Source organism: Flavonifractor sp. An10 (genome assembly GCF_002161215.1).
Lineage (GTDB): Bacteria > Bacillota > Clostridia > Oscillospirales > Oscillospiraceae > Flavonifractor > Flavonifractor avistercoris.
On the sequence record NZ_NFMB01000003.1, the window covers coordinates 471,026 to 490,347 of the forward strand.

At 66.4% G+C, this 19,322-nt stretch carries 20 protein-coding genes and 1 tRNA gene; 16 read left to right on the forward strand and 5 right to left on the reverse strand.

The annotated features are described in order from the left end of the window. Positions 1–117 precede the first annotated feature (117 nt). The 8 genes from B5E42_RS07460 to B5E42_RS07495 all read left to right on the forward strand — a co-directional run bounded on the left by B5E42_RS07460 (position 118) and on the right by B5E42_RS07495 (position 6,472). Entirely contained in the window at positions 118–459 is a 342-nt protein-coding gene (locus tag B5E42_RS07460) for a hypothetical protein (protein ID WP_087238201.1), read from the forward strand. Between the two features lie 201 nt (positions 460–660). After that, positions 661–873 (forward strand): FeoA family protein, encoded by a 213-nt coding sequence (locus B5E42_RS07465; protein WP_087238203.1) that lies wholly within the window; start codon positions 661–663, stop codon positions 871–873. 15 nt (positions 874–888) lie between these two features. Next, on the forward strand, positions 889–1,110 hold the full coding sequence (locus B5E42_RS07470) for a FeoA family protein (protein WP_087238205.1): 222 nt from the start codon (positions 889–891) through the stop codon (positions 1,108–1,110). Between the two features lie 171 nt (positions 1,111–1,281). Continuing rightward, the gene (feoB, locus tag B5E42_RS07475; protein WP_087238208.1) at positions 1,282–3,447 is read left to right on the forward strand and encodes a ferrous iron transport protein B; all 2,166 of its coding nucleotides are present in this window, start codon (positions 1,282–1,284) and stop codon (positions 3,445–3,447) included. 59 nt (positions 3,448–3,506) lie between these two features. Then, positions 3,507–3,698 (forward strand): FeoB-associated Cys-rich membrane protein, encoded by a 192-nt coding sequence (locus B5E42_RS07480; RefSeq protein ID WP_087238210.1) that lies wholly within the window; start codon positions 3,507–3,509, stop codon positions 3,696–3,698. Between the two features lie 23 nt (positions 3,699–3,721). After that, on the forward strand, positions 3,722–4,108 hold the full coding sequence (locus B5E42_RS07485; RefSeq protein WP_087238212.1) for a DNA-binding protein: 387 nt from the start codon (positions 3,722–3,724) through the stop codon (positions 4,106–4,108). After that, on the forward strand, positions 4,105–4,338 hold the full coding sequence (locus tag B5E42_RS07490) for a DUF1490 domain-containing protein (RefSeq protein WP_087238214.1): 234 nt from the start codon (positions 4,105–4,107) through the stop codon (positions 4,336–4,338). The genes B5E42_RS07485 and B5E42_RS07490 overlap by 4 nt, the downstream gene beginning before the upstream one ends. 4 nt (positions 4,339–4,342) lie before the next feature. Next, positions 4,343–6,472 (forward strand): heavy metal translocating P-type ATPase, encoded by a 2,130-nt coding sequence (locus B5E42_RS07495; RefSeq protein ID WP_087238218.1) that lies wholly within the window; start codon positions 4,343–4,345, stop codon positions 6,470–6,472. Positions 6,473–6,577: 105 nt separating this feature from the next. Here the strand turns inward: B5E42_RS07495 and B5E42_RS07500 are convergent, their stop codons facing one another. Next, positions 6,578–6,772 (reverse strand): hypothetical protein, encoded by a 195-nt coding sequence (locus B5E42_RS07500; protein WP_087238220.1) that lies wholly within the window; start codon positions 6,770–6,772, stop codon positions 6,578–6,580. Positions 6,773–7,087: 315 nt separating this feature from the next. On the opposite strand from B5E42_RS07500, the gene B5E42_RS19845 reads away from it, so the two are divergent. After that, complete coding sequence (locus B5E42_RS19845; protein ID WP_087238222.1) at positions 7,088–9,481, forward strand: S-layer homology domain-containing protein; 2,394 nt, start codon at positions 7,088–7,090, stop codon at positions 9,479–9,481. A gap of 51 nt (positions 9,482–9,532) precedes the next feature. On the opposite strand, the gene B5E42_RS07510 is transcribed toward B5E42_RS19845, so the two are convergent. Beyond that, positions 9,533–11,056: a 4Fe-4S dicluster domain-containing protein gene (locus B5E42_RS07510; RefSeq protein ID WP_087238224.1), complete on the reverse strand. Its 1,524-nt coding sequence runs from the start codon at positions 11,054–11,056 to the stop codon at positions 9,533–9,535. 205 nt (positions 11,057–11,261) lie between these two features. Here B5E42_RS07510 and selA point away from each other — a divergent pair, with 205 nt between their 5' ends. The 6 genes from selA (at position 11,262) to B5E42_RS07540 (ending at position 15,111) form a co-directional block, all read left to right on the forward strand. After that, entirely contained in the window at positions 11,262–12,593 is a 1,332-nt protein-coding gene (selA, locus tag B5E42_RS07515) for an L-seryl-tRNA(Sec) selenium transferase (RefSeq protein WP_087238226.1), read from the forward strand. Continuing rightward, on the forward strand, positions 12,590–13,750 hold the full coding sequence (gene selB, locus B5E42_RS07520) for a selenocysteine-specific translation elongation factor (protein ID WP_162613930.1): 1,161 nt from the start codon (positions 12,590–12,592) through the stop codon (positions 13,748–13,750). The genes selA and selB overlap by 4 nt, the downstream gene beginning before the upstream one ends. An 82-nt stretch (positions 13,751–13,832) precedes the next feature. Continuing rightward, positions 13,833–14,117 (forward strand): SelB C-terminal domain-containing protein, encoded by a 285-nt coding sequence (locus tag B5E42_RS07525; protein ID WP_162613931.1) that lies wholly within the window; start codon positions 13,833–13,835, stop codon positions 14,115–14,117. Positions 14,118–14,154: 37 nt separating this feature from the next. Continuing rightward, positions 14,155–14,250: transfer RNA gene (locus tag B5E42_RS07530), tRNA-Sec, on the forward strand. Positions 14,251–14,586: 336 nt separating this feature from the next. Next, positions 14,587–14,832, forward strand: coding sequence for a DUF2007 domain-containing protein (locus B5E42_RS07535; RefSeq protein ID WP_087238232.1), 246 nt, complete (start codon positions 14,587–14,589; stop codon positions 14,830–14,832). Positions 14,833–14,850: 18 nt separating this feature from the next. Then, positions 14,851–15,111: a DUF2007 domain-containing protein gene (locus B5E42_RS07540; protein WP_087238234.1), complete on the forward strand. Its 261-nt coding sequence runs from the start codon at positions 14,851–14,853 to the stop codon at positions 15,109–15,111. A gap of 746 nt (positions 15,112–15,857) precedes the next feature. Here the strand turns inward: B5E42_RS07540 and B5E42_RS07545 are convergent. The 3 genes from B5E42_RS07545 to B5E42_RS07555 all read right to left on the reverse strand — a co-directional run bounded on the left by B5E42_RS07545 (position 15,858) and on the right by B5E42_RS07555 (position 18,638). Next, positions 15,858–17,687, reverse strand: coding sequence for a cation-translocating P-type ATPase (locus tag B5E42_RS07545; protein ID WP_087238236.1), 1,830 nt, complete (start codon positions 17,685–17,687; stop codon positions 15,858–15,860). A 172-nt stretch (positions 17,688–17,859) separates the two neighbouring features. Next, positions 17,860–18,135 carry a metal-sensing transcriptional repressor gene (locus B5E42_RS07550; protein ID WP_087238238.1) on the reverse strand — a complete coding sequence of 92 codons (276 nt, stop codon included), beginning with the start codon at positions 18,133–18,135 and terminating at the stop codon, positions 17,860–17,862. A 107-nt stretch (positions 18,136–18,242) separates the two neighbouring features. Beyond that, complete coding sequence (locus B5E42_RS07555; RefSeq protein ID WP_087238240.1) at positions 18,243–18,638, reverse strand: hypothetical protein; 396 nt, start codon at positions 18,636–18,638, stop codon at positions 18,243–18,245. 189 nt (positions 18,639–18,827) lie between these two features. Here B5E42_RS07555 and B5E42_RS07560 point away from each other — a divergent pair, with 189 nt between their 5' ends. Beyond that, positions 18,828–19,310, forward strand: coding sequence for a deaminase (locus B5E42_RS07560; protein WP_087238243.1), 483 nt, complete (start codon positions 18,828–18,830; stop codon positions 19,308–19,310). Positions 19,311–19,322: the final 12 nt, after the last annotated feature.

Sequence of the window (19,322 nt, forward strand, 5' to 3'; positions counted from 1 at the left end):
TCGAACATCAGTTCTATCCCATGAAACACCGGCGGGGAGCCCGCCCCAGTCCGGTCTATGGGACAGAACCGGCGGTAGGATCACCTTATCAAACAGCTCAGGATCGGAGGGAACCCCATGGAGACCATTTACTGCACGCTGAACGCCAAGCGCCTGACCTTTCTCGGCGCCGCCGGCCGGAAGGCCAGCGGCGGGGAGACGGTCTGCTATGCCGTGGCTCCCCGTCCCCGGGCCGTCCCCCGGCCGTCGGGTAAGGTGATCAGCCTGGACGACTACCGCACCCCCGGCCGGCCGGATGCCCGCCCGGCGCCACCGGAAGAAGCTCCCGTCCCGGCGGAGCGCCCGCCCCGCCCCAGGGGCCGCCGCCGGCCCTCTCTGGCGCTGACGGCGGATCTGCTGGCCTCCGCCGCGGTGGTGGCGCTGCTGGCCGCTGTGGCGGCACAGTTGGCCGCCCTGTAGCTTTGCACAAAAATTCCCGGCACGGGAAATCCCGTGCCGGGAATTTTTGCCGGAATGGAAAAATTTATCGCTCCAGGGCTTGACATTTGAAGTTAGCGAGTGTAAACTTACCTTGTTCCAGGTGGTTAGTATCTGCTAACCACCGATTTCAGCCCCTGCGGTTAGATCGATCTAACCACATAAAAAAGGGAGGAGACCCGAATGATGCCTCTGACAATGGCGAAGCAGGGCGAGACGGTGACCATCCGAAAGATCACCGGCAAAGATGAGGTGCGCCAGCACCTGGCCGAGCTGGGCTTCGTCGTGGACGGGGAGGTCACGGTGGTCAGCGAGCTGGGCGGCAACCTGATCCTCCAGGTGAAGGACAGCCGCATCGCGCTGGACAGGGCCATGGCCAACCGAATCATGTTTTGATGGGAGGAAGAGAAGATGAAGACACTGCGGGACGCAAAGGTGGGCGATACCGTGACGGTGGTGCGCCTTCACGGGGAGGGCGCGGTCAAGCGCCGCATCATGGACATGGGCATCACCAAGGGCGTGGCGCTGCATGTGCGCAAGGTGGCGCCGCTGGGCGACCCCATGGAGCTGAACGTGCGCGGCTACGAGCTGAGCGTACGCAAGGCCGACGCGGAGATGATCGAGATCGCGTAGGGCGGGGGCTTGCCCCCGCCGGTGGCCCCGGCCATGCTGCGCTGCCGCTCCGGCTATGGGCGCACACAGTGCGCCCCTACAGAGAGTCCGGCAGACACGGCGCAGATGCGGTCTGGTGCGCCCAAGAATTAGTTGTATCTAACTTTTTGAGAAAGGAAGGGATTGAGAGATATGGAGCTGAAAATCGCGCTGGCGGGCAACCCGAACTGCGGCAAGACGACGCTGTTCAACGCCCTGACCGGCTCCAACCAGTACGTGGGCAACTGGCCCGGCGTCACGGTAGAGAAAAAGGAGGGCAGGCTGAAGGGCCACAAGGACGTGGTGATCCAGGATCTGCCCGGCATCTATTCGCTGTCCCCCTACACCCTGGAGGAGGTGGTGGCCCGGAACTATCTGGTCAACGACAAGCCGGACGCCATCCTCAACATCGTGGACGGCACCAACATCGAGCGCAACCTGTACTTAACCACCCAGCTCATCGAGCTGGGCCTGCCCGTGGTGGTGGCGGTGAACATGATCGACCTGGTGCGCAAAAACGGCGACCAGATCGACCTGAACAAGCTGGGCGACGCCCTGGGCTGCACTGTGGTGAGCATGAGCGCCCTGAAGGGCGAGGGCGGCCTGGAGGCGGCCGAGAAGGCCGTGGCCCTGGCCCGCACCCACCAGGCCGGGGAGCTGCCCCACGTGTTCACCGGCAGCGTGGAGCACGCCATCGCCCACATTGAGGAGTCCATCGCCGGCCTGGTGGACGACCGCTACCTGCGGTGGTATGCTATCAAAGTGTTTGAGCGGGACGACAAGGTGATGGCCCAGCTGAACCTGACCGGCGAGCTGAAGGCCCACCTGGAGCAGCACATTGCCGACTGCGAGAAGGAGCTGGACGACGACGCCGAGAGCATCATCACCAACCAGCGGTACGCCTACATCAATACCGTGGTCACCAAGGCGGTTCACAAGAAGGCCGCGGCCCACAGCATGACCACCTCCGACAAGATCGACCGGGTGGTGACCAACCGGATCCTGGCCCTGCCCATCTTCGCCGTGGTCATGTTCGCCGTGTACTGGATCGCCATGGGCCCCTTCGGTACCTTCCTCACCGACTGGACCAACGACGTACTGGGCACCGCCTGGCTGGTGGAGATTCCCCGGGCCGCCCTGGAGGGCTGGGGCGTCAACGACGTGCTCATCGGCCTGATCTGCGACGGCGCCCTGGCCGGCGTGGGCGCGGTGCTGGGCTTTGTGCCCCAGATGCTGGTGCTCTTCCTGATGCTGGCCATCCTGGAGGACATCGGCTACATGGCCCGCATCGCCTTCATCATGGATCGCATCTTCCGCAAGTTCGGCCTGTCCGGCAAGAGCTTTATCCCCATGCTGGTGGGCACCGGCTGCGGCGTGCCCGGCGTCATGGCCTCCCGCACCATTGAGAGTGAGCGGGACCGCCGCATGACCGTCATGACCACCTGCTTCATCCCCTGCGGCGCCAAGATGCCCATCATCGGCCTGATCGCCGGCGCCCTGTTCGGCGGCAGCGGCTTTGTGGCCGTGTCCGCCTACTTCATCGGCGTGGCCGCCATCGTCATCTCCGGCGTGATGCTCAAGAAGACCAAGGCTTTCGCCGGCGACCCGGCCCCCTTCGTCATGGAGCTGCCCGCCTACCACATCCCCTCCGCCGGCAACGTGCTGCGGGCCACCTGGGAGCGGGGCTGGTCCTTCATCAAGCGGGCCGGCACAGTGATCCTGGCCTCCTCCATCATCCTGTGGTTCCTCCAGGGCTTCGGCTGGGAGAACGGCGCCTTCGGCATGGTGGAGGACATGAACAACTCCGTGCTGGCCGCCATCGGCTCCGCCATCTCCTTCATCTTCGTGCCCCTGGGCTTCGGCACCTGGAAGCCCACCGTGGCCGTGTTCACCGGCCTCATCGCCAAGGAGAACGTGGTGGCAACCTTCGGCGTGCTCTACAACTACGTCGGGGAGCTCAGTGAGAACGGCGACGAGATCTGGGGCCTGGTGGCCGCGGACTTCACCGCTATCTCCGCCTACTCCTTCATGATCTTCAACCTGCTGTGCGCCCCCTGCTTCGCCGCCATGGGCGCCATCAAGCGGGAGATGAACAACTGGAAGTGGACCCTGGGCGCCATCGGCTACATGTGCGGCTTCGCCTACATCATCTCCCTGATCGTCTACCAGATCGGCGGCCTCATCACCGGTGAGGTGTCCTTCGGCGTGGGCACCGTGGTGGCCGTGGTGCTCATCGCGGGCCTGCTCTACATGCTGTTCCGCAAGAACAAGTACGACGAGAACACCCTGACCCTCTCCGTGGCCGCCGCCAACAAGTAAACCCATCTGCGGGCGGGGCGTGCGCCCCGCCCGCCCCCACATTTGGAAAGGAGACCCCTATGAACCTTCCCACCATTCTTGCCGGCCTGCTGATTGCGGCGGTCTTTGCCGCCATCGTGGGCAAGGGCATCTGGAACCGCCGCCGCGGGAAGCACGCCTGCTCCTGCGGGGACAGCTGCGGAGGCTGCGCCTGTGCCGGCATGTGCCACCCTCAGCCGGCGAAGAAATCCAAGCCCTCCGGGCAGACCTGAGGCGCGGAAAGGAGCTGGATGCTATGGAGCTGACCAACACCAACGTGCGCTACCTGCTCACCATCTACCACCTGTCCCAGGCCCGGCTGGAGGTGTCCTCCAAGGACATCGCGGAGTCCCTGGCGGTGTCCCGGGCCTCTGTCACCAGCATGATGTCCATCCTCTGCGGCAAGTGCCTGGTGGCCAAGGAGCGGTACGGCAAGGTTCACCTGACCGACGACGGCTGCCGGTGGGCCAGGCTGCTGGCCGGGCAGACCGACAAGCTGGCCGAGACCCTGTGCAACCGGATGGACGTGTCCTACGAGGATGCGTGGAAGGCCGCCTGCGCGGCGGTGTCCGAGCTGCCCCGCCATATCTTTGAACCGATCTCTCTGACAGAACGAACACGAAAGGAAGTTGTCCCCTCATGAAATGGTATCAGAGTCCCAGATTCCTCTGCTTCGCCGGCGGCGTGGCCGCCGCCCTGGTGGGCGCCCAGGTGGCCAAGTCCCCCAAAACCCGTCAGCTGTGCGTCAACGGCATCGCCAGGGGCATGCAGCTCCAGCAGGAGGCCAGGGCCGCCCTCCAGAACATGAAGGAGGACGCCCAGGATCTGTGCGCCGAGGCCAAGCAGAAGGCCGCCCGGGAGGGCGAGGCGTAATCCCATGAAGTATCGCATCGCGTATGACCAGCCGGGCCGCCTGCGGGTGCGCTTCGGCCCCGACGCGTTCACCCAGGAGCAGGGCTACGGCATCGCCGCCCTGCTTTTGGGCTGTCCGGGGATCACCGGGGCGGAGACCTGCCCCGTCAACGGCAGCGTACTGGTGCTCTACCGGGGGGACGGCCGGGCCGCCGCCCTGGCGGTGCTGGACGGCCTGCGGCGGGACGCCCTCCCCGTGGGCGCCGCCCGGGACGCCGACCAGCTGCGGGAGGTGGACGACCACTTCTTCCGCCGCATCGCCGGCCTGACGGCCCGGCACTTTCTGAAGAGGTGGTTCCTGCCCGCCCCCATCCGCTGCCTGGTCACCCTCTGGAGCGCGGCGGGCTACTGGCGGGAGGGCCTGAACAGCCTGCGGGAGGGCCGGCTGGACGTGGCCGTGCTGGACGCGGCCTCCATCGCCGGGGCCATCGTCCAGCGGGAGTGGGCCACCGCCGGCTCGGTGATGTTCCTGCTCAGGCTGTCCGGCCTGCTGGAGGACTACACCCGCAAGCGCACCCAGACCTCCCTGCGCCAGAGCCTTGCCATCCACGTGGACACGGTGTGGCGGGTAAACGGCGACGGCGCCGAGGAGTCGGTGCCCATGGGGACGCTGTCCGCGGGGGAGCGCATCCGGGTGCGCGCCGGCTCCCTGATCCCGGTGGACGGCACGGTGACGGACGGCGACGCCATGGTCAACGAGGCGTCCATGACCGGCGAGTCCCTCCCCGTCCACAAGCGGGCGGGCTCCACCGTCTACGCCGGCACCGTGCTGGAGGAGGGCAGCCTGATCATCCGGATCACCGCCCTGGCCGGGGAGAGCCGCATCCAGCAGATCGTGGGCCTCATCGAAAGCTCCGAGGCCCTGAAGGCCGGGGCCCAGAGCAAGGCCGAGCGACTGGCCGACGCCATCGTGCCCTTCAGCTTCGCCGGGGCCCTGCTGGTGGGCCTGTTTACCCGCAGCCTCACCCGGGCCCTGTCGGTGCTGATGGTGGACTACTCCTGTGCCATCAAGCTGTCCACCCCCATCGCCATCATCTCCGCCATGCGGGAGGCCTCCGCCCACCGGATCATGGTCAAGGGCGGCAAGCATCTGGAGGCCTTTGCCGAGGCGGACACCATCGTCTTTGACAAGACGGGCACCCTCACCGCCGCCTGCCCCCAGGTGGAGGGGGTAATCGACTTCACCGGCCGGGGGGAGGACGAGTTGCTCCGCTGCGCCGCCTGTATCGAGGAGCATTTCCCCCACAGCATGGCCCGGGCGGTGACCCGGGCCGCCGAGGAGAAGGGCCTGAACCACGAGGAGCGCCACGCCGAGGTGGAGTATGTGGTGGCCCACGGCGTGGCCACCACCCTGGAGGGGGAGCGGGCCCTCATCGGCAGCCGCCACTTCATCTTTGAGGACGAGGGCGTCGCCTGCACCCCCGAGCAGGAGGCGCGCATCGCCGCCGGGGCCAACGGCCGGTCGGTGCTCTATCTGGCCATCGGCGGGAAGCTGGCCGGCGCGCTCTTCCTCAGCGACCCGCCCCGGCCGGAGGCCGCCCAGGCCATCGCCGCCCTGCGGGCGCTGGGCGTCCGCCGGGTGGTCATGCTCACCGGCGACCAGGAGACCGCCGCCCGGGCCGTCTGCGAGAAACTGGGCATCGACGAGTTCCGGGCCCAGGTGCTGCCGGCGGACAAGGCCGCCCTGGTGGAGGGCTACAAGGCCGGGGGCCACAGGCTCATCATGGTGGGGGACGGGGTCAACGACTCCCCCGCCCTGGCCGCCGCCGACGTGTCCGTGGCCATGAAGGACGCCTCCGACCTGGCCCGGGAGGTGGCGGATATCACCCTGCTCTCCTCCGATCTGCGGGAGCTGGCCGCCCTGCGCCGCCTGTCCCAGCGGATGCTCCGGCGCATCGGCCGCAACTACCGCGCCATCCTGTCCATCAACACCAGCCTGCTGGCCCTGGGGATCTGCGGCGTGCTGCCGCCCACCACCACGGCGCTGCTCCACAACGCCTCCACCATGGCCATCAGCGCAGCCAGCATGCGGCCCTATCTGCCCGCCGGGCAGACAGCGAAGGGGCCGGAAAGGAGAGAGCATGAAGCATCATAAGTTCTGGGCCTGGGCTTCCGTGTTCTGCATGCTCATGTGCATCTACACGGGCAAGAAGCACAAGTAAACAGCGCGTCCCCGCCGGGTTTCCGGCGGGGACGTTTTTTATCGGGGCTGATAGCGCACCTGCATGGCGGTGAGCTGGCGCAGGGTGTCGGCGCACAGCTGCCCGTAGTATTTCAGATAGGCCTTCTTGGCCTGCCGCTGGGCCTTCTGGTGCTCCTGAAAGGCGCTCCAGTAGGCGCAGGTCTTGTGGCAGCCCTCGTGGTACGAGGCACATTGGTTCTGGCAGGGAAGCATGGCCATTCTCCTTTCCGTGGAAGGCGGTATCCGGTTGTTGTGCTTCCAGTATAGACCCGGCGGCCCGGCGGCGCTATCACGGCCGTGTAAAGACCGGGTAAAGCTTCGTCGCCGTCCCCGGCGAGGAGGGGCAGAAAAAGATTAAGAAAATTTTCACAAATAGGGGGATCCTTTCTATGGACATTTCGTCCAAAAAGAGGGATAATGAAACAAGACCTTACCAGGAGATAAAAAAGGTCTTAACAAAAACAAAACAGAAGCGCAAGAAAATCTGAACAACGTCCCAACCATGCTTTTGGAAGGAGAGAGTTGAACATGAAACGCACGCACAAGAGGCTCACCCATCTGCTGTCCGCGGGCCTGAGCCTGGCCCTGCTCACCACCCTGCTGCCCGGCGCGGTGGCGGCGAGCCATACTCTTGATGGTTATGAGGTGGATGCTGGCAAAACAATAAAAATTAACGCGAATGACTTTAATAGCTATTGTAAAGATATGACAGAAGATGGAGAGACTATGTATTCCATCTATTTCTCTGATTTGCCGTCTTCTCGAGATGGTGAATTATATTATTTAGATAGCGACAACGAAAAGATCGAAGTGGTAGACGGCGAAACTATATACTGGGAGGATTTTTATTATCTTGTCTTCGAGGCTGACGAAGATTGTGATGATGTTATCAGTATTGATTTTGACGGTAGGGCCGGACGCAGAAGTGGCGAAGAATTTTGGGGTACCCTAGAGATTGATGTAAATGGGAATCGCTCCTCTTCCTCCTCCGATGATCTGACCTACGAGATTGATCTGGATGATGTCTTTGATTTTGATTATCGGGACATCGAGGATTACTTAGATGCTGAGATATCCAAACTCTGGATTACCGATCTGCCCAATACCCGGTATGGTACCCTCTACTACAAGTATGACCGTTCCGGTGAGTATGAGGTTGAAGAGGACGACGATTTTGACTGGGATGAAATCGATGATCTGACCTTTGTTCCGGATGACGAAGGAACTTTCACCATCGGGTTTGACGTGAAGACAACCAGCGGCAAAAACCGCACGGGCGAAGTGACCATTGAAGTCGGCGACGGCAAGAGTTCAGTTTCCGCTAAAACCGGCGATGTAACCTACTACATGGACTCCGATGACGAGTGCGACTTTGACGCGGACGACTTCAACGACTACTCCCTGGACGAGACGGACTACGACCTCTATAAGATCTGCTTTGACGAGCTTCCCAGCTCCAGCAAGGGCGTCCTCTATTACGACTACTACGGCGACGAGGACGAGGTGAGCACCAGCGACACCTTCCGCTATGGCGAGATCGACGACCTGACCTTCGTCTCTGCCCGCAACTATGAAGGTGTTGTCACCATCCCCTTCACCATCCTTAATGACGATGACGAGACCATCGAGGGTGACCTTGTGATCAACGTGGGCGTCAGCGGCGATGCCGAGGTGGTGGTAAAGCTCCAGGGCGCCACCGGCAACCCCATCACCTTTGACGCGGACGACTTCAACGACGCCGTGGTGGACGAGACCGGCTATAACCTGAACTATGTGGTGTTTGACTACACCTCCGGCCGGGGCGGCTATCTGTACTTCGACTACGGCGGCGGCAGCGAGGACGAGGTGGACGACGCCCGCTACTACCGCTCCTCCTCCCCCAGCCTGGATGACGTGACCTTTGTCCCCGGCAGCGCCGCCGGCACCACCACCCGTATCCCCTTCCGGGGCTACACCACCAACAACAAGACCGTCAGCGGCGAGGTGGAGATCACCTACGTGACCCTGAGTTCCCCCTCCGTGATCACCTACACCTCCAACGGCCTGGGCGTGGACTTCCGGGCCAGCGACTTCTCCGCGGCCTGCGCGGCCCGGGGCGGCTCCTCCCTGGTGTCCGTCACCTTCCCCAACCCCAGCCTTACCGGCGGTCAGCTCTATTACAGCTTCACCAGCCCCACCAAGTACCGGGGCGAGGTGATCTCCTCCGTCACCTATGATGTCAACGGCATCTACCGCCTGGACGGCATCACCTTCCTGCCCAAGGCGGAGTACACCGGCAGCGTGGTGATCCCCTATGTGGGCACCGATGCCGCCGGCATCACCTACAACGGCAACATCCAGATCATGGTCACCCCGCCCAGCACCACCACCCGCTTCAACGACATGGGCAGCTACGGCTGGGCCGTGCCCGGCGTGGAGTTCCTGGCCGCCTACGGCATCACCACCGGTACCGGTACCGGCACCACCTACTCCCCCGCCGGCACCCTGACCCGCGGCGACTACATCCTCATGCTGGTGCGCACCTTCGGCTTCACCGCCGACGGCGCCGCCTCCGGCAACTTCAGCGACGTGAAGGCGGACGCCTACTATGCCGACGCCCTGGCCGTGGCCAGAGCCCTGGGCATCGCCACCGCCGACGCCAACGGCAACTTCCGCCCCGGCGATCCGGTGACCCGGCAGGACTCCATGGTGTTCCTCTACCGGGCCATGCAGAAGGCCAACCGCACCATCCCCAGCGCCTATGACAGCTACCTGACCCGCTTCCCCGACGGGGCCAGCGTGGCCACCGACGCCCGTCCCGCCATGGCCGCCATGGCCCAGGCCGGCGTCATCAAGGGCGACCAGGCCGGCAACCTCAACCCCACCGGCACCCTCACCCGGGCCGAGATGGCCGTCATCCTCCACCGGGCTTTGACCCTGTAATTACGTTTCAAGCAAAGAGGCCGACAGCTGTGCTGTCGGCCTCTTGTTTGATTAATCCACCAGCTTGTCCAGCTCCTTGATGTGCTCGGTCTCGCTGGAGGTTTTGTGCTTGGCCTGCTTGGCGTAGATGCCCACCATGGCCTGGGACTTCTTGATGGGCTGCATGGTGCCGGCGCCGGCCACGCAGCCGCCGGGGCACGCCATGCCCTCCAGCAGATAGCCGGGGTACTTGCCCTTCACCGCGTCGGAGATCATCTGGCGGCACTCCCGCAGGCCCTCGGCCTTGGCCACCTTGACCTCCCGGTCGGGATAGCGCTGCTGGATCACGTCCACCACCGCCTTGGCCACGCCGCCGGACACGGCGAAGTTGCGCCCGTCGGTGGAGGCGTCGTTGACGCCGTCGGGATCCTCCGGCAGGGACTCCAGCTCAATGTGCTTGGCGTCGAAGATGCCGGCCATCTCCTCAAAGGTGAGGACGAAGTCCACCTCGCTGCGCACGCTCTTGCGCATGGCCTCGAGCTTCTTGGCGGCGCAGGGGCCGATGAACACGATCTTGCCGTTGGGGTGGTCGTGCTTGATGAGCCGGGCGGTGAGGGTCATGGGGGTGAGGGCCATGGAGATGCAGTTGGCGTGGTCGGGGAAGGTCTTCTTGGCCATGACCGACCAGGCCGGGCAGCAGGAGGTGCCCATGAAGGGAATCTCCTCCGGCACCTCCCGGACGAAGTCCTCCGCCTCCTGGGTGGCGCACAGGTCGGCGCCGATGGCCACCTCAAAGATATCGGCGAAGCCCAGGGCCTTCATGGCGGCGCGGAGCTTGCCGGGGGTGACCTTGGGGCCGAACTGGCCCACGAAGGCGGGGGCCACGGCGGCGTACACCCGCTCGCCGGACTGGATGGCCCGGATGACCTGGAAGATCTGGGACTTGTCGGCGATGGCGCCGAAGGGGCAGTTCACCAGGCACATGCCGCAGGAGACGCACTTCTCCGGGTCGATATCCGCCTTGCCGTTGGCGTCGGTGCCGATGGCGTCCACGCCGCAGGCCACGGCGCAGGGCCGCTCCTGGATGATGATGGCCTTGTAGGAGCATACGTCGGCGCACCGGCCGCACTGGATGCACTTGTCCTGGTCGATGTGGGAGCGGCCGTTGTACCGATCCAGCTTGATGGCGTCCTTGGGGCACACCTCCTCGCAGGGGTGGGCCAGGCAGCCCTGGCAGCCCTCGGTGACCAGCACCTTCTTCTCCGCGCAGCCGTTGCAGGCGAACTTGATCACGTTGATCAGCGGCGGGGTGTAGTAGGTCTCCGGCCGGTCGGCGGCCTCAATATTGTCGGAGAGGGGGGCGTGCTCCGCCGCGCTGCGGCAGGGCAGGCCCATGGCCAGGCGCAGCCGCTCGCCCACGATGGCCCGCTCCAAAAACACGTCGTTGCGGAAGTTGCCCACCTCGCCGGGAATGATCTTGTAGGGGAGCGCCTCGATGCGCTTGTCCACCGGCCACTCGGTGTGGTAGGCCATGCGGGCCACCTCGCGGAAGACCCGGTGGCGAATCTCCTGAATACGGGTTTCTACGCCTCTCACTGTCGTTCTCCTCCCTAGTAAGGCTCTGGTTTGTCCATATTGTTAAGCATCCACATCATACCTGTTTGGCAGCAGGCCTGTCAATGCCCATTATTCCTTGTCTTATGGGAAAAAGCAAGGGTTTTTCTGAAAACCGCAAAGTTTATACCAAATCGTTTTCCCATGTGATATAATGTGGGCAATCATTCCACCCGGAGGTGTCCCCATGAACCCGGAACTGCTGCGCCGGCTGCCCAAAATGGATCTGCTTCTCGCCCGCCCCGCCCTGGCGGAGCACCCCCTGCCCTACCCCGTCAAGCGGCAGGCCGCCCGCCAGGTGCTGGACGACTGCCGCCGGGCCCTGCGGGAGGGGGCCCTTGCCTCCGTCCCCGGCCCGGAGGAGCTGGAGGGCGCCGTCCTCCGCCTGGCGGAGCGGCTGTCCCGCCCCGCCCTGGGGCGGGTGATCAACGCCACCGGCATCGTGCTCCACACCAACCTGGGCCGCGCCCCCCTGAGCCGGAGGGCGGCGGAGGCGGTGGGCCAGGCCGCCCGGGGGTATTCTAACCTGGAATACGACCTGCCAAACCGCCGCCGGGGCCGCCGGGGGGAGGCGGCGGAGGGGCTGCTGTGTTCCCTCACCGGCGCGGAGGGGGCCCTGGCGGTCAACAACAACGCCGCCGCCGTGTTCCTCCTGCTCTCCGCCCTGGCGGCGGGGCAGGGGGTGGCCATCTCCCGGGGGGAGCTGGTGGAAATCGGCGGCGGCTTCCGGGTGCCTGACATCCTGGCGCGCAGTGGCGCCCGGCTGGTGGAGGTGGGCACCACCAACAAGACCCGGCCCGCCGATTACTCCGCCGCCCTGGAGTCCGGGGCGGCCCGGCTTCTGCTGAAAGTCCACCCCAGCAACTTCCGGGTGGTGGGCTTCACCCAGTCCGCCTCCCTGCCCGAGCTGGGGGCGCTGGCCCGCGCCCACGGCGTCCCCCTGCTCTGCGACCTGGGCGCCGCCGCCCCCGGCTCGCCGGAGCTGGAGGAGGCGGTGGCGTGGGCCGACGCGGTCTGCTTCTCGGGGGACAAGCTGCTGGGCGGGCCCCAGGCGGGCATCCTGCTGGGGAGGGCGCCCCTGATTGACCGGCTGCGCTCCGACCCCCTGGCCCGGGCCCTGCGCATCGACAAGCTGTCCCTGGCCGCCCTGGAGGCCACCCTGCTGGACTGGCGGGACGGGGCGGCGGTGCCGGTATCCGCCATGCTCTCCGCCGAGCCGGCGGAGCTGCGGGCCCGGGCGGAGGCCCTGCGGGAGGCCCTCAACCCCCTGTGCCCCTGCGACGTGGTGGAGACGGCGGGGGAGGCGGGGGGCGGCGCCAACCCCGGCGAGGCCCTCCCCGCCTGGGCGGTGGCCCTGTCTCCGGCGGAGGTGCTGGACGACTTCTTCCGCCGGCGGCCGGTGCCCATCCTGGGCCGCATCCACCGGGGCAAGCTGCTGCTGGACGTGCGCACCCTCCTGCCCGGCGACGGGGGGGAGATCGCCGCCGCCCTGCGGGCGTGGAGGGGGGATACGCTGTGATTGTCTGCACCGCGGGCCACGTGGATCACGGCAAGACCGCCCTGGTGAAAGCGCTGACGGGGGTGGATACCGACCGGCTGGCGGAGGAGCGCCGCCGGGGCCTCACCATCGAGCTGGGCTTCGCCCCCCTGGAGCTGCCGGGGGTGGGGCGGGCGTCGGTGGTGGATGTGCCCGGCCACGGACAGTTCATCCCCACCATGCTCTCCGGCTGTTCCAATATGGACGGGGTGCTCTTCACCGTGGCCGCCGACGAGGGGCCCATGCCCCAGACGGCGGAGCACCTGGACATCCTCTCCCTGCTGGGGGCGGAGCGGGGGGTGGTGGCCCTGACCCGGGCGGATCTGGCCGACCAGGCCAGGCTGGCGGAGACCAGATCGCGGACGGAGGCCCTGGTGAAGGGTACCTTTCTGGAGGGGGCGCCCATGCTCCCCGTGTCCGCCGTCACCGGAGCGGGGCTGGACGGGCTGCGCGCAGCCCTGGCTCACATGCTGGCCCAGGTTCCCCCGCCGCCGGCCGGGGCGCCCCGCCTGCACATCGACCGGGTCTTTCCCGTGGCGGGCAGCGGCACGGTGGTCACCGGCACCCTCACCGGCGGGCCCCTCCGCCGGGGGGACGCCGTACGGCTCTACCCCTCGGAGCGCACCGCCCGGGTGCGGGGCCTCCAGTGCCACGGCGTCCCGGCGGAGGAGCTGCCCGCCGGAACCCGGGCGGCGGTGAACCTGGCGGGGGTGCGCCTGCGGGAGGTGTGCCGGGGGGACACCCTGGCCGCCCCCGGCTCCCTCGTTGTCACCGACCGGGCGGACGTGTCCCTGCGGGTGCTGCCCAGCGCCCCCTTCTCCATCCGCAGCGACAGCCAGCTCCACTTCCACCACGGCGCCCGCAGCCTCACCTGCCGCTGCGTGCTGCTGGGGCGGGACGTGCTGCGCCCCGGGGAGACCGGCTGGGCCCAGCTCCGCTTCGCCCAGCCCCTGGCCGCCGCCCCCGGCGACAAATTTGTGGTGCGCTTCTTCTCCCCTCTGGCCACAATAGGGGGCGGGATGCTGGTGGATCTGACCCCGCCGAAAAAGGGCCGCATGAGCCGAGCGGGCCGCCCGGCTGGAGGCCCTGGCCCGGGGAGGCCCCGCCGCCGGAGCCCTCCCCCGCTCCCCGCTCGGTAGTCCCCGCCCTTCGGAGGAGGCGGAGCGGGAGCTGGCGGCGCTCTACCGGCAGCTCGGCCTGGCCGCCCCGGCCTGGGAGCGGGTGGAGCCCCGCTTCGCCGGGCGGATCAAGGAGGCCCGCCGGGCCCTACGCCGCCTGCGGGAGCGGGGGGAGCTGGCGGAGCTCGCCCCCGGCCGCTATGTCCACCGGGCGGCGGCGGCAGCGGCGGAGCGCGCCCTGCGGGATTCCTTCGGGGAACACCCCTTCCGCCTGGCCCAGGCCCGGGACATCCTGGGCCTCTCCCGGGGGGATACCCTGCTCCTGCTGGAGCTGTGGGACAGCACCGGCGTCACCCGCCGGGAGGGGGACGCCCGCCGGTTCACTTGACAATCCGGCCAAACCTGATAAGATGGAGTCAGAACATGGGGGCGGAAGGGCCGCTGGTGGGCCCCCCGGTCTTCAAAACCGACGGGGACGGTGCTCCCGTCCTGGTGTGTTCGATTCGCACCCGCCCCCGCCAGCTCAGAACCGCCCTTTTGGCACGAGGTTCCGCCGGGGCGGCGAAACCTCTGGGCCTTGTTTGGAAATTGGCGATGTGTCCAGCGGCGAGGGATTTTGGGCCGCTGGCAAGCAATTTTTTCGCAGGAATCCTGACGGATTTCAAGGAAGAATCGCGCCGTCCAGCGGACGAAAGACCCGTCGTCTGGGCATATCGAAAGTTTTCAAACAAGGCCAGGCCAGGCCGGGCGGTTCTTCGCTTCCAACCGCGACCCGCTGCGCTGGGCTCGCGGTTGGGGGCCGCCCTGCGGGCGGCTGTCGGAAACAAGGCCTTTTCTGCTGAAAGGAGTGTGCCGTTATGTCCAGCATCCCCTTCTCTGCCCGCCGCAGGCTTTGCAGCACCTTCAACGCCCAGGAGATCGGGCAGATCCGCGCCGCCCTTCAGGGGGCCGGGGTGGAGTTTGTCATCCAGCAGGACCGCCAGAACGGTTCCTTTTTCGGCATCGGCCTGCAGCTGGTGCCCCCCTCCGTTGAATACATTATCTATGTCCATGAGGACGACTTTGAGCTGGCTGAAAGCGCCATTCAGGGTACCGTCGGATAACAGAAAGGAGCGCCGCACATGATTCCCCCCCTTGACCGCAGAAAGCTGCTGAGTACCTTCAACGCCCAGGAGGTCGGACAGATCCGCGCCGCCCTTCAGGGGGCCGGGGTGGAGTTCACCATCAAGCAGGACAGCCATCCCGTGGGCGGCACAGGCTACGGCAATGTCACGTCGGCCATCACCCTGGGCGCGGGGGCCGCGCCCTTTGAGTACACCGTCTACGTCCACAAGGACGACTTTGCTCTGGCCGAGAGCGCCATCCAGGGCTCCTGCGAATAGCCGCACAGACAGCCGCCGCCCCGAAAGGGGCGGCGGCTGTCTCTTTATCACCCGTTACCACAAGCACAACGGCAGTTCAGAGGCGTGGCACCGACGGCGGCCCGGCGGGCCAAGTTGGTACAGCGCACCGATTCCCAGGGCCTGCGGGGTCATCCCGATGCGTGCCGCCCGGGGCGCGGCGGCGTCGGCCCAAGCTACGGATCGTTCGCTTCCGGGCAGGCCCGAAAGCTCATTCCCTCCGCTGGGCCTCCTCTCCCCACCGAACCCGCTTCGCTGGGCTTCGGCGGGGGCCCCAATTACCGCAAGCGCCAGCCAATAGGACGGGCGGCAATGCGCGGTCGGTTTTTGCCCTTCCGTACAGCCCACCGCCGCCATGGGCTCCTGGGTTCAGGGTCGAAGGCGCCGGGGGCGTCTTCGATAAAAATCCACGCGAAGCCACCTCAAAAAACGCAGGCCCTGGTGGTTTTCCCGCCGCTTTTGACACCAAAAGCGGCGCCCCGGCCGAGTCGGAGGCGCCGGGGGCGCTTCCGATAAAAATCCAGCGAAGCCACCTCCAAAAAAGCGGCCCGTGCCCGCGCAGGCGCGCCCCCCGGGGGGCTCCACCAGACGGGCGACCACAGGTCGCCCCTGCGGATGGCGCGCCGAGTCGTCGCGCCCCACGGATCGGTGGTTCCGGGAAAAACGGGCGGATGATATCCGCCCCTACGGGCCTGGCAGCTGACGCGCCACGCCGCGATGATGGGGCTTCACTGCTTTTTCCGCCATTTCAGCAGCAGGGAGGAGTTGAGGATCACCGCCACAGAGCCGGCGTTATGCACCAGGGCCCCCACCACGGGGTTGAGAATGCCGGTCATGGCCAGCACGATGGCCGCGAAGTTGAGGGCCATGGAGAAGGTCAGGTTGAGGCGGATGGTGGACATCATCCGGCGGGAGAGGGCGATCAGGTGGGGCAGCTCTTTGATGTCGTCGTTGACCAGGGCGATGTCGGCGGCGTCCACGGCGATGTCGCTGCCCACGCCCCCCATGGCGATGCCCACGAAGGCCTTTTTCAGGGCGGGGGCGTCGTTGATGCCGTCGCCCACCATGCACACCTGGGTGCCCGCCCTCTGGGCCTGGTCGATCCAGTTCAGCTTGTCCTCGGGCAGGCAGCCGGAGCGGTACTCCCCGATGGACAGCTCCCCGGCGATGTGGGCGGCGGCCCGCTCGTTGTCGCCGGTGAGGAGCACCGGCTCCACCCCGGCGGCCCGGAGGCCGGCGATCGTGGCCCCGGCCTCTTCCCGCACCGTGTCCGACAGGGCGGCAAAGCCCACCGGCGCCCCGTCCGCCGCCAGCCAGATCAGGGTGCAGCCCTGGCTGAGGAACGCATCGGCCCGGGACTCCGCTTCGGGAGGGATTGCCGCCCCCGCCTCCTCCAGCAGCTTCCGATTGCCCGCCAGGATGCTCCGGCCGTCCAGCTCCGCTTTCAGCCCCCGGCCGGGCAGGGCCTGGAAGGAATCCGCCGGGGCGGGCTCCTCCCCGGTCTTCTCCCGCCAGCACCGCACCACCGCGCGGCCCAAGGGGTGCTCGGAGGAGCGCTCCGCACGGGCCAGCCAGGCGTACACCTGAGCCTCGTCCACCTCGGGGGACAGGGCGCGCACCGCCGCCACCTCCGGCACGCCGCAGGTCAGGGTGCCCGTCTTGTCGAAGGCCGCCTTGCCCACCTGGGCCAGCCGCTCCAGCGCGTCCCCCTCCCGCACCAGGAAGCTGTGGCGGGTGGCGTTTCCGATGGCCGCCATGATGGCGGTGGGGGTGGCCAGCACCAGGGCGCAGGGGCAGAACACCACCAGGATGGTTACCGCCCGGATCACCTGCCCGGTGATCAGCCAGGTCAGGGCGGCGGCGGTGAGGGCGATGACCACAATCCATGTGGCCCAGCGGTCGGCGATGCCCACAATTTTGGCCTTGCCCGCGTCGGCGGACTGCACCAGGCGGATCATCCGCTGGATGGAGCTGTCCTCCCCCACCTTCGCCGCCTCCATCTCGAAGGCGCCGAACTGGTTCACCGTGCCGCTGAACACCTCGTCCCCCGGGCCCTTGTCCACCGGCAGGGACTCGCCGGTCATAACCGCCTGGTTGACGGCGGTCTGGCCGGAGCGCACCACCCCGTCCACCGGAATGGTCTCTCCGGGCAGCACCCGTAGCACATCCCCCACCGCCACGGCCTCGGCGGGGACGGTCTCCTCCCCCTCCGGCGTGAGCCGCCGGGCGGTACGGGGGGTGAGGTGCACCAGCTTCTCAATGCCCGCCCTCGCCCTGGCCACCGTCAGCTCCTCCAGCAGGGAGCCCAGCTGCATGATGAAGGCGATCTCCCCGGCGGCAAAGATCTCCCCGATGGCCACCGAGGCAATGAGGGCCAGGGACACCAGCACGTCGGCCTTGATGTCAAACCGGGTGAACAGGCCCACGGCGGCCTCCTTCAAAATGGGGATGCCGCACAGCAGGATGGCGAGCCAGGCCGGATCCACGGGGAAAGTCCCGAAAAAGCTGAACAGCAGAGAGACGCCGCCCAGAATGAGAAATGCAATGTCACGCTTCATATACCCATACCCCCTACGGGTATATTTATACCCCCCAGGGTATCATTTGTCAAGAAAAAAATGCGGCCTATTGGGCCGCAAAAAGCCTCGCAGAGTCAGCCTGTCGAAAAAGTCTTTTCGACAGGCTGCTGCATCTCCCTTCCAAACGCGGCTGCGCCGCGTTTGGAAGGGTTTAGCTCATGTTGGCAAACCGCTCCACCGCCTTGGTGAAGCTCTCAATGGTCTGGTCGGCGTCGCCGTGCTCGATGCCGTCCCGGACACAATGCCTGATGTGCCCCTCCAGCACCACCTTGCCGCACCCGTGGAGGGCGGACTTGGCCGCGTTGATCTGGGCCAGCACATCCTCGCAGGGCACGTCCTCGTCCACCATGCGGTCGATGGCCTGCACCTGCCCGATAATCTTCCTCAGCCTCCGGTGGAGGTTGTCCGCGTCCATGCACTGCCGCATGGCTCTCACCCTCTTTCCTGATTTGTCCCTAGCATATCAGCTTTTCCGCCCCCTGTAAAGGGCGCAAAACAGGCCGGCGGGGTGCGCCGGCCTGTGGATCCTGATGTTCAGCTCCGCTCCTCAAAGCTGGCGCCGCAGTTGCGGCAGGTGACGGTGATCTTCCCCTTCCCCCGGGGCACCCGCAGGTACTGCCCGCAGTTGGGGCACTTGAAATAGCGGTGCTCCTTGTCCCGGTGGATGTTGTACCGCAGGCGGAGCCAGCGGACTACCGGGCCGGCCAGGGCCAGGAACCGGGCGTTCTCCGCCCGGCGGCGGTCGATGCGGCGGGAAAACATGCGGAACAGATCCCACACCAGCACCACCAGGGCCAGCCAGGAGAGCCACCCCATGTGGGGCAGGCCGGACAGAAGGATGAGCAGGACATAGACCACCAGCAGGAAGAGGGAGAGCTGATCGCTGCCATACCGGCCGTACATCAGTTTTCGTAGGAAGTTCATTACCATGAAATACGGTCGTCTCCTTTGCAGGTAAACCTTAATTTTTTCTGAACCTATCATAGCGCCTGCGGGATTTTTCGTCAAGGAAGCAATCGTAAACAATATGTGAATTGTCCGTGACCGGCGGGCAGGTTTGGGCTTGCCGCCGGGGCAAAAAGCCGGTATACTGATCCAAAAAGCACGGGAGGGCCGTCTATGGGACGCATTGACAAGGAGAATTACTATCTGAACATCGCCGAGACGGTGGCCGGCCGCTCCACCTGCCTGCGCCGGTGCTACGGCGCCATCCTGGTGAAGAGCGACGAGATCATCTCCACCGGCTACAACGGCGCCCCCCGGGGGCGGCGCAACTGCGTGGATCTGAACTACTGCACCCGGGAGGCCCTGAACATCCCCTCCGGGGAGCGGTATGAGCTGTGCCGCTCCGTCCACGCCGAGGCCAACGCCATCATCTCCGCCGCCCGGCGGGACACCCTGGGGGCCACCCTCTACATGGTATGCGTGGCCCCGGAGACGGGGGCGCTGATCCCCGGCTCCACCTCCTGCTCCATGTGCCGGCGGCTCATCATCAACGCGGGCATCCGGCGGGTGGTGATCCGGGACACCCCCACGGAATACCGGGTGGTGGAGGTGTCCGACTGGGTGGAGGAGGACGACTCCCTGCCCCCCGGCCGCTGAGCCGGCCCGCCC

Bases quoted from the DNA above. Each gene is read 5' to 3' on its own strand.
- B5E42_RS07540 (WP_087238234.1), top strand. From the start codon at position 14,851: ATGATTCCCCCCCTTGACCGCAGAAAGCTGCTGAGTACCTTCAACGCC.
- selA (WP_087238226.1), top strand. From the start codon at position 11,262: ATGAACCCGGAACTGCTGCGCCGGCTGCCCAAAATGGATCTGCTTCTC.
- B5E42_RS19845 (WP_087238222.1), top strand. From the start codon at position 7,088: ATGAAACGCACGCACAAGAGGCTCACCCATCTGCTGTCCGCGGGCCTG.
- B5E42_RS07555 (WP_087238240.1), bottom strand. From the start codon at position 18,638: ATGGTAATGAACTTCCTACGAAAACTGATGTACGGCCGGTATGGCAGC.
- B5E42_RS07485 (WP_087238212.1), top strand. From the start codon at position 3,722: ATGGAGCTGACCAACACCAACGTGCGCTACCTGCTCACCATCTACCAC.
- B5E42_RS07560 (WP_087238243.1), top strand. From the start codon at position 18,828: ATGGGACGCATTGACAAGGAGAATTACTATCTGAACATCGCCGAGACG.
- B5E42_RS07550 (WP_087238238.1), bottom strand. From the start codon at position 18,135: ATGCGGCAGTGCATGGACGCGGACAACCTCCACCGGAGGCTGAGGAAG.
- B5E42_RS07490 (WP_087238214.1), top strand. From the start codon at position 4,105: ATGAAATGGTATCAGAGTCCCAGATTCCTCTGCTTCGCCGGCGGCGTG.
- B5E42_RS07500 (WP_087238220.1), bottom strand. From the start codon at position 6,772: ATGCTTCCCTGCCAGAACCAATGTGCCTCGTACCACGAGGGCTGCCAC.
- B5E42_RS07460 (WP_087238201.1), top strand. From the start codon at position 118: ATGGAGACCATTTACTGCACGCTGAACGCCAAGCGCCTGACCTTTCTC.
- B5E42_RS07495 (WP_087238218.1), top strand. From the start codon at position 4,343: ATGAAGTATCGCATCGCGTATGACCAGCCGGGCCGCCTGCGGGTGCGC.
- B5E42_RS07480 (WP_087238210.1), top strand. From the start codon at position 3,507: ATGAACCTTCCCACCATTCTTGCCGGCCTGCTGATTGCGGCGGTCTTT.
- B5E42_RS07535 (WP_087238232.1), top strand. From the start codon at position 14,587: ATGTCCAGCATCCCCTTCTCTGCCCGCCGCAGGCTTTGCAGCACCTTC.
- B5E42_RS07470 (WP_087238205.1), top strand. From the start codon at position 889: ATGAAGACACTGCGGGACGCAAAGGTGGGCGATACCGTGACGGTGGTG.
- B5E42_RS07545 (WP_087238236.1), bottom strand. From the start codon at position 17,687: ATGAAGCGTGACATTGCATTTCTCATTCTGGGCGGCGTCTCTCTGCTG.
- B5E42_RS07465 (WP_087238203.1), top strand. From the start codon at position 661: ATGATGCCTCTGACAATGGCGAAGCAGGGCGAGACGGTGACCATCCGA.
- feoB (WP_087238208.1), top strand. From the start codon at position 1,282: ATGGAGCTGAAAATCGCGCTGGCGGGCAACCCGAACTGCGGCAAGACG.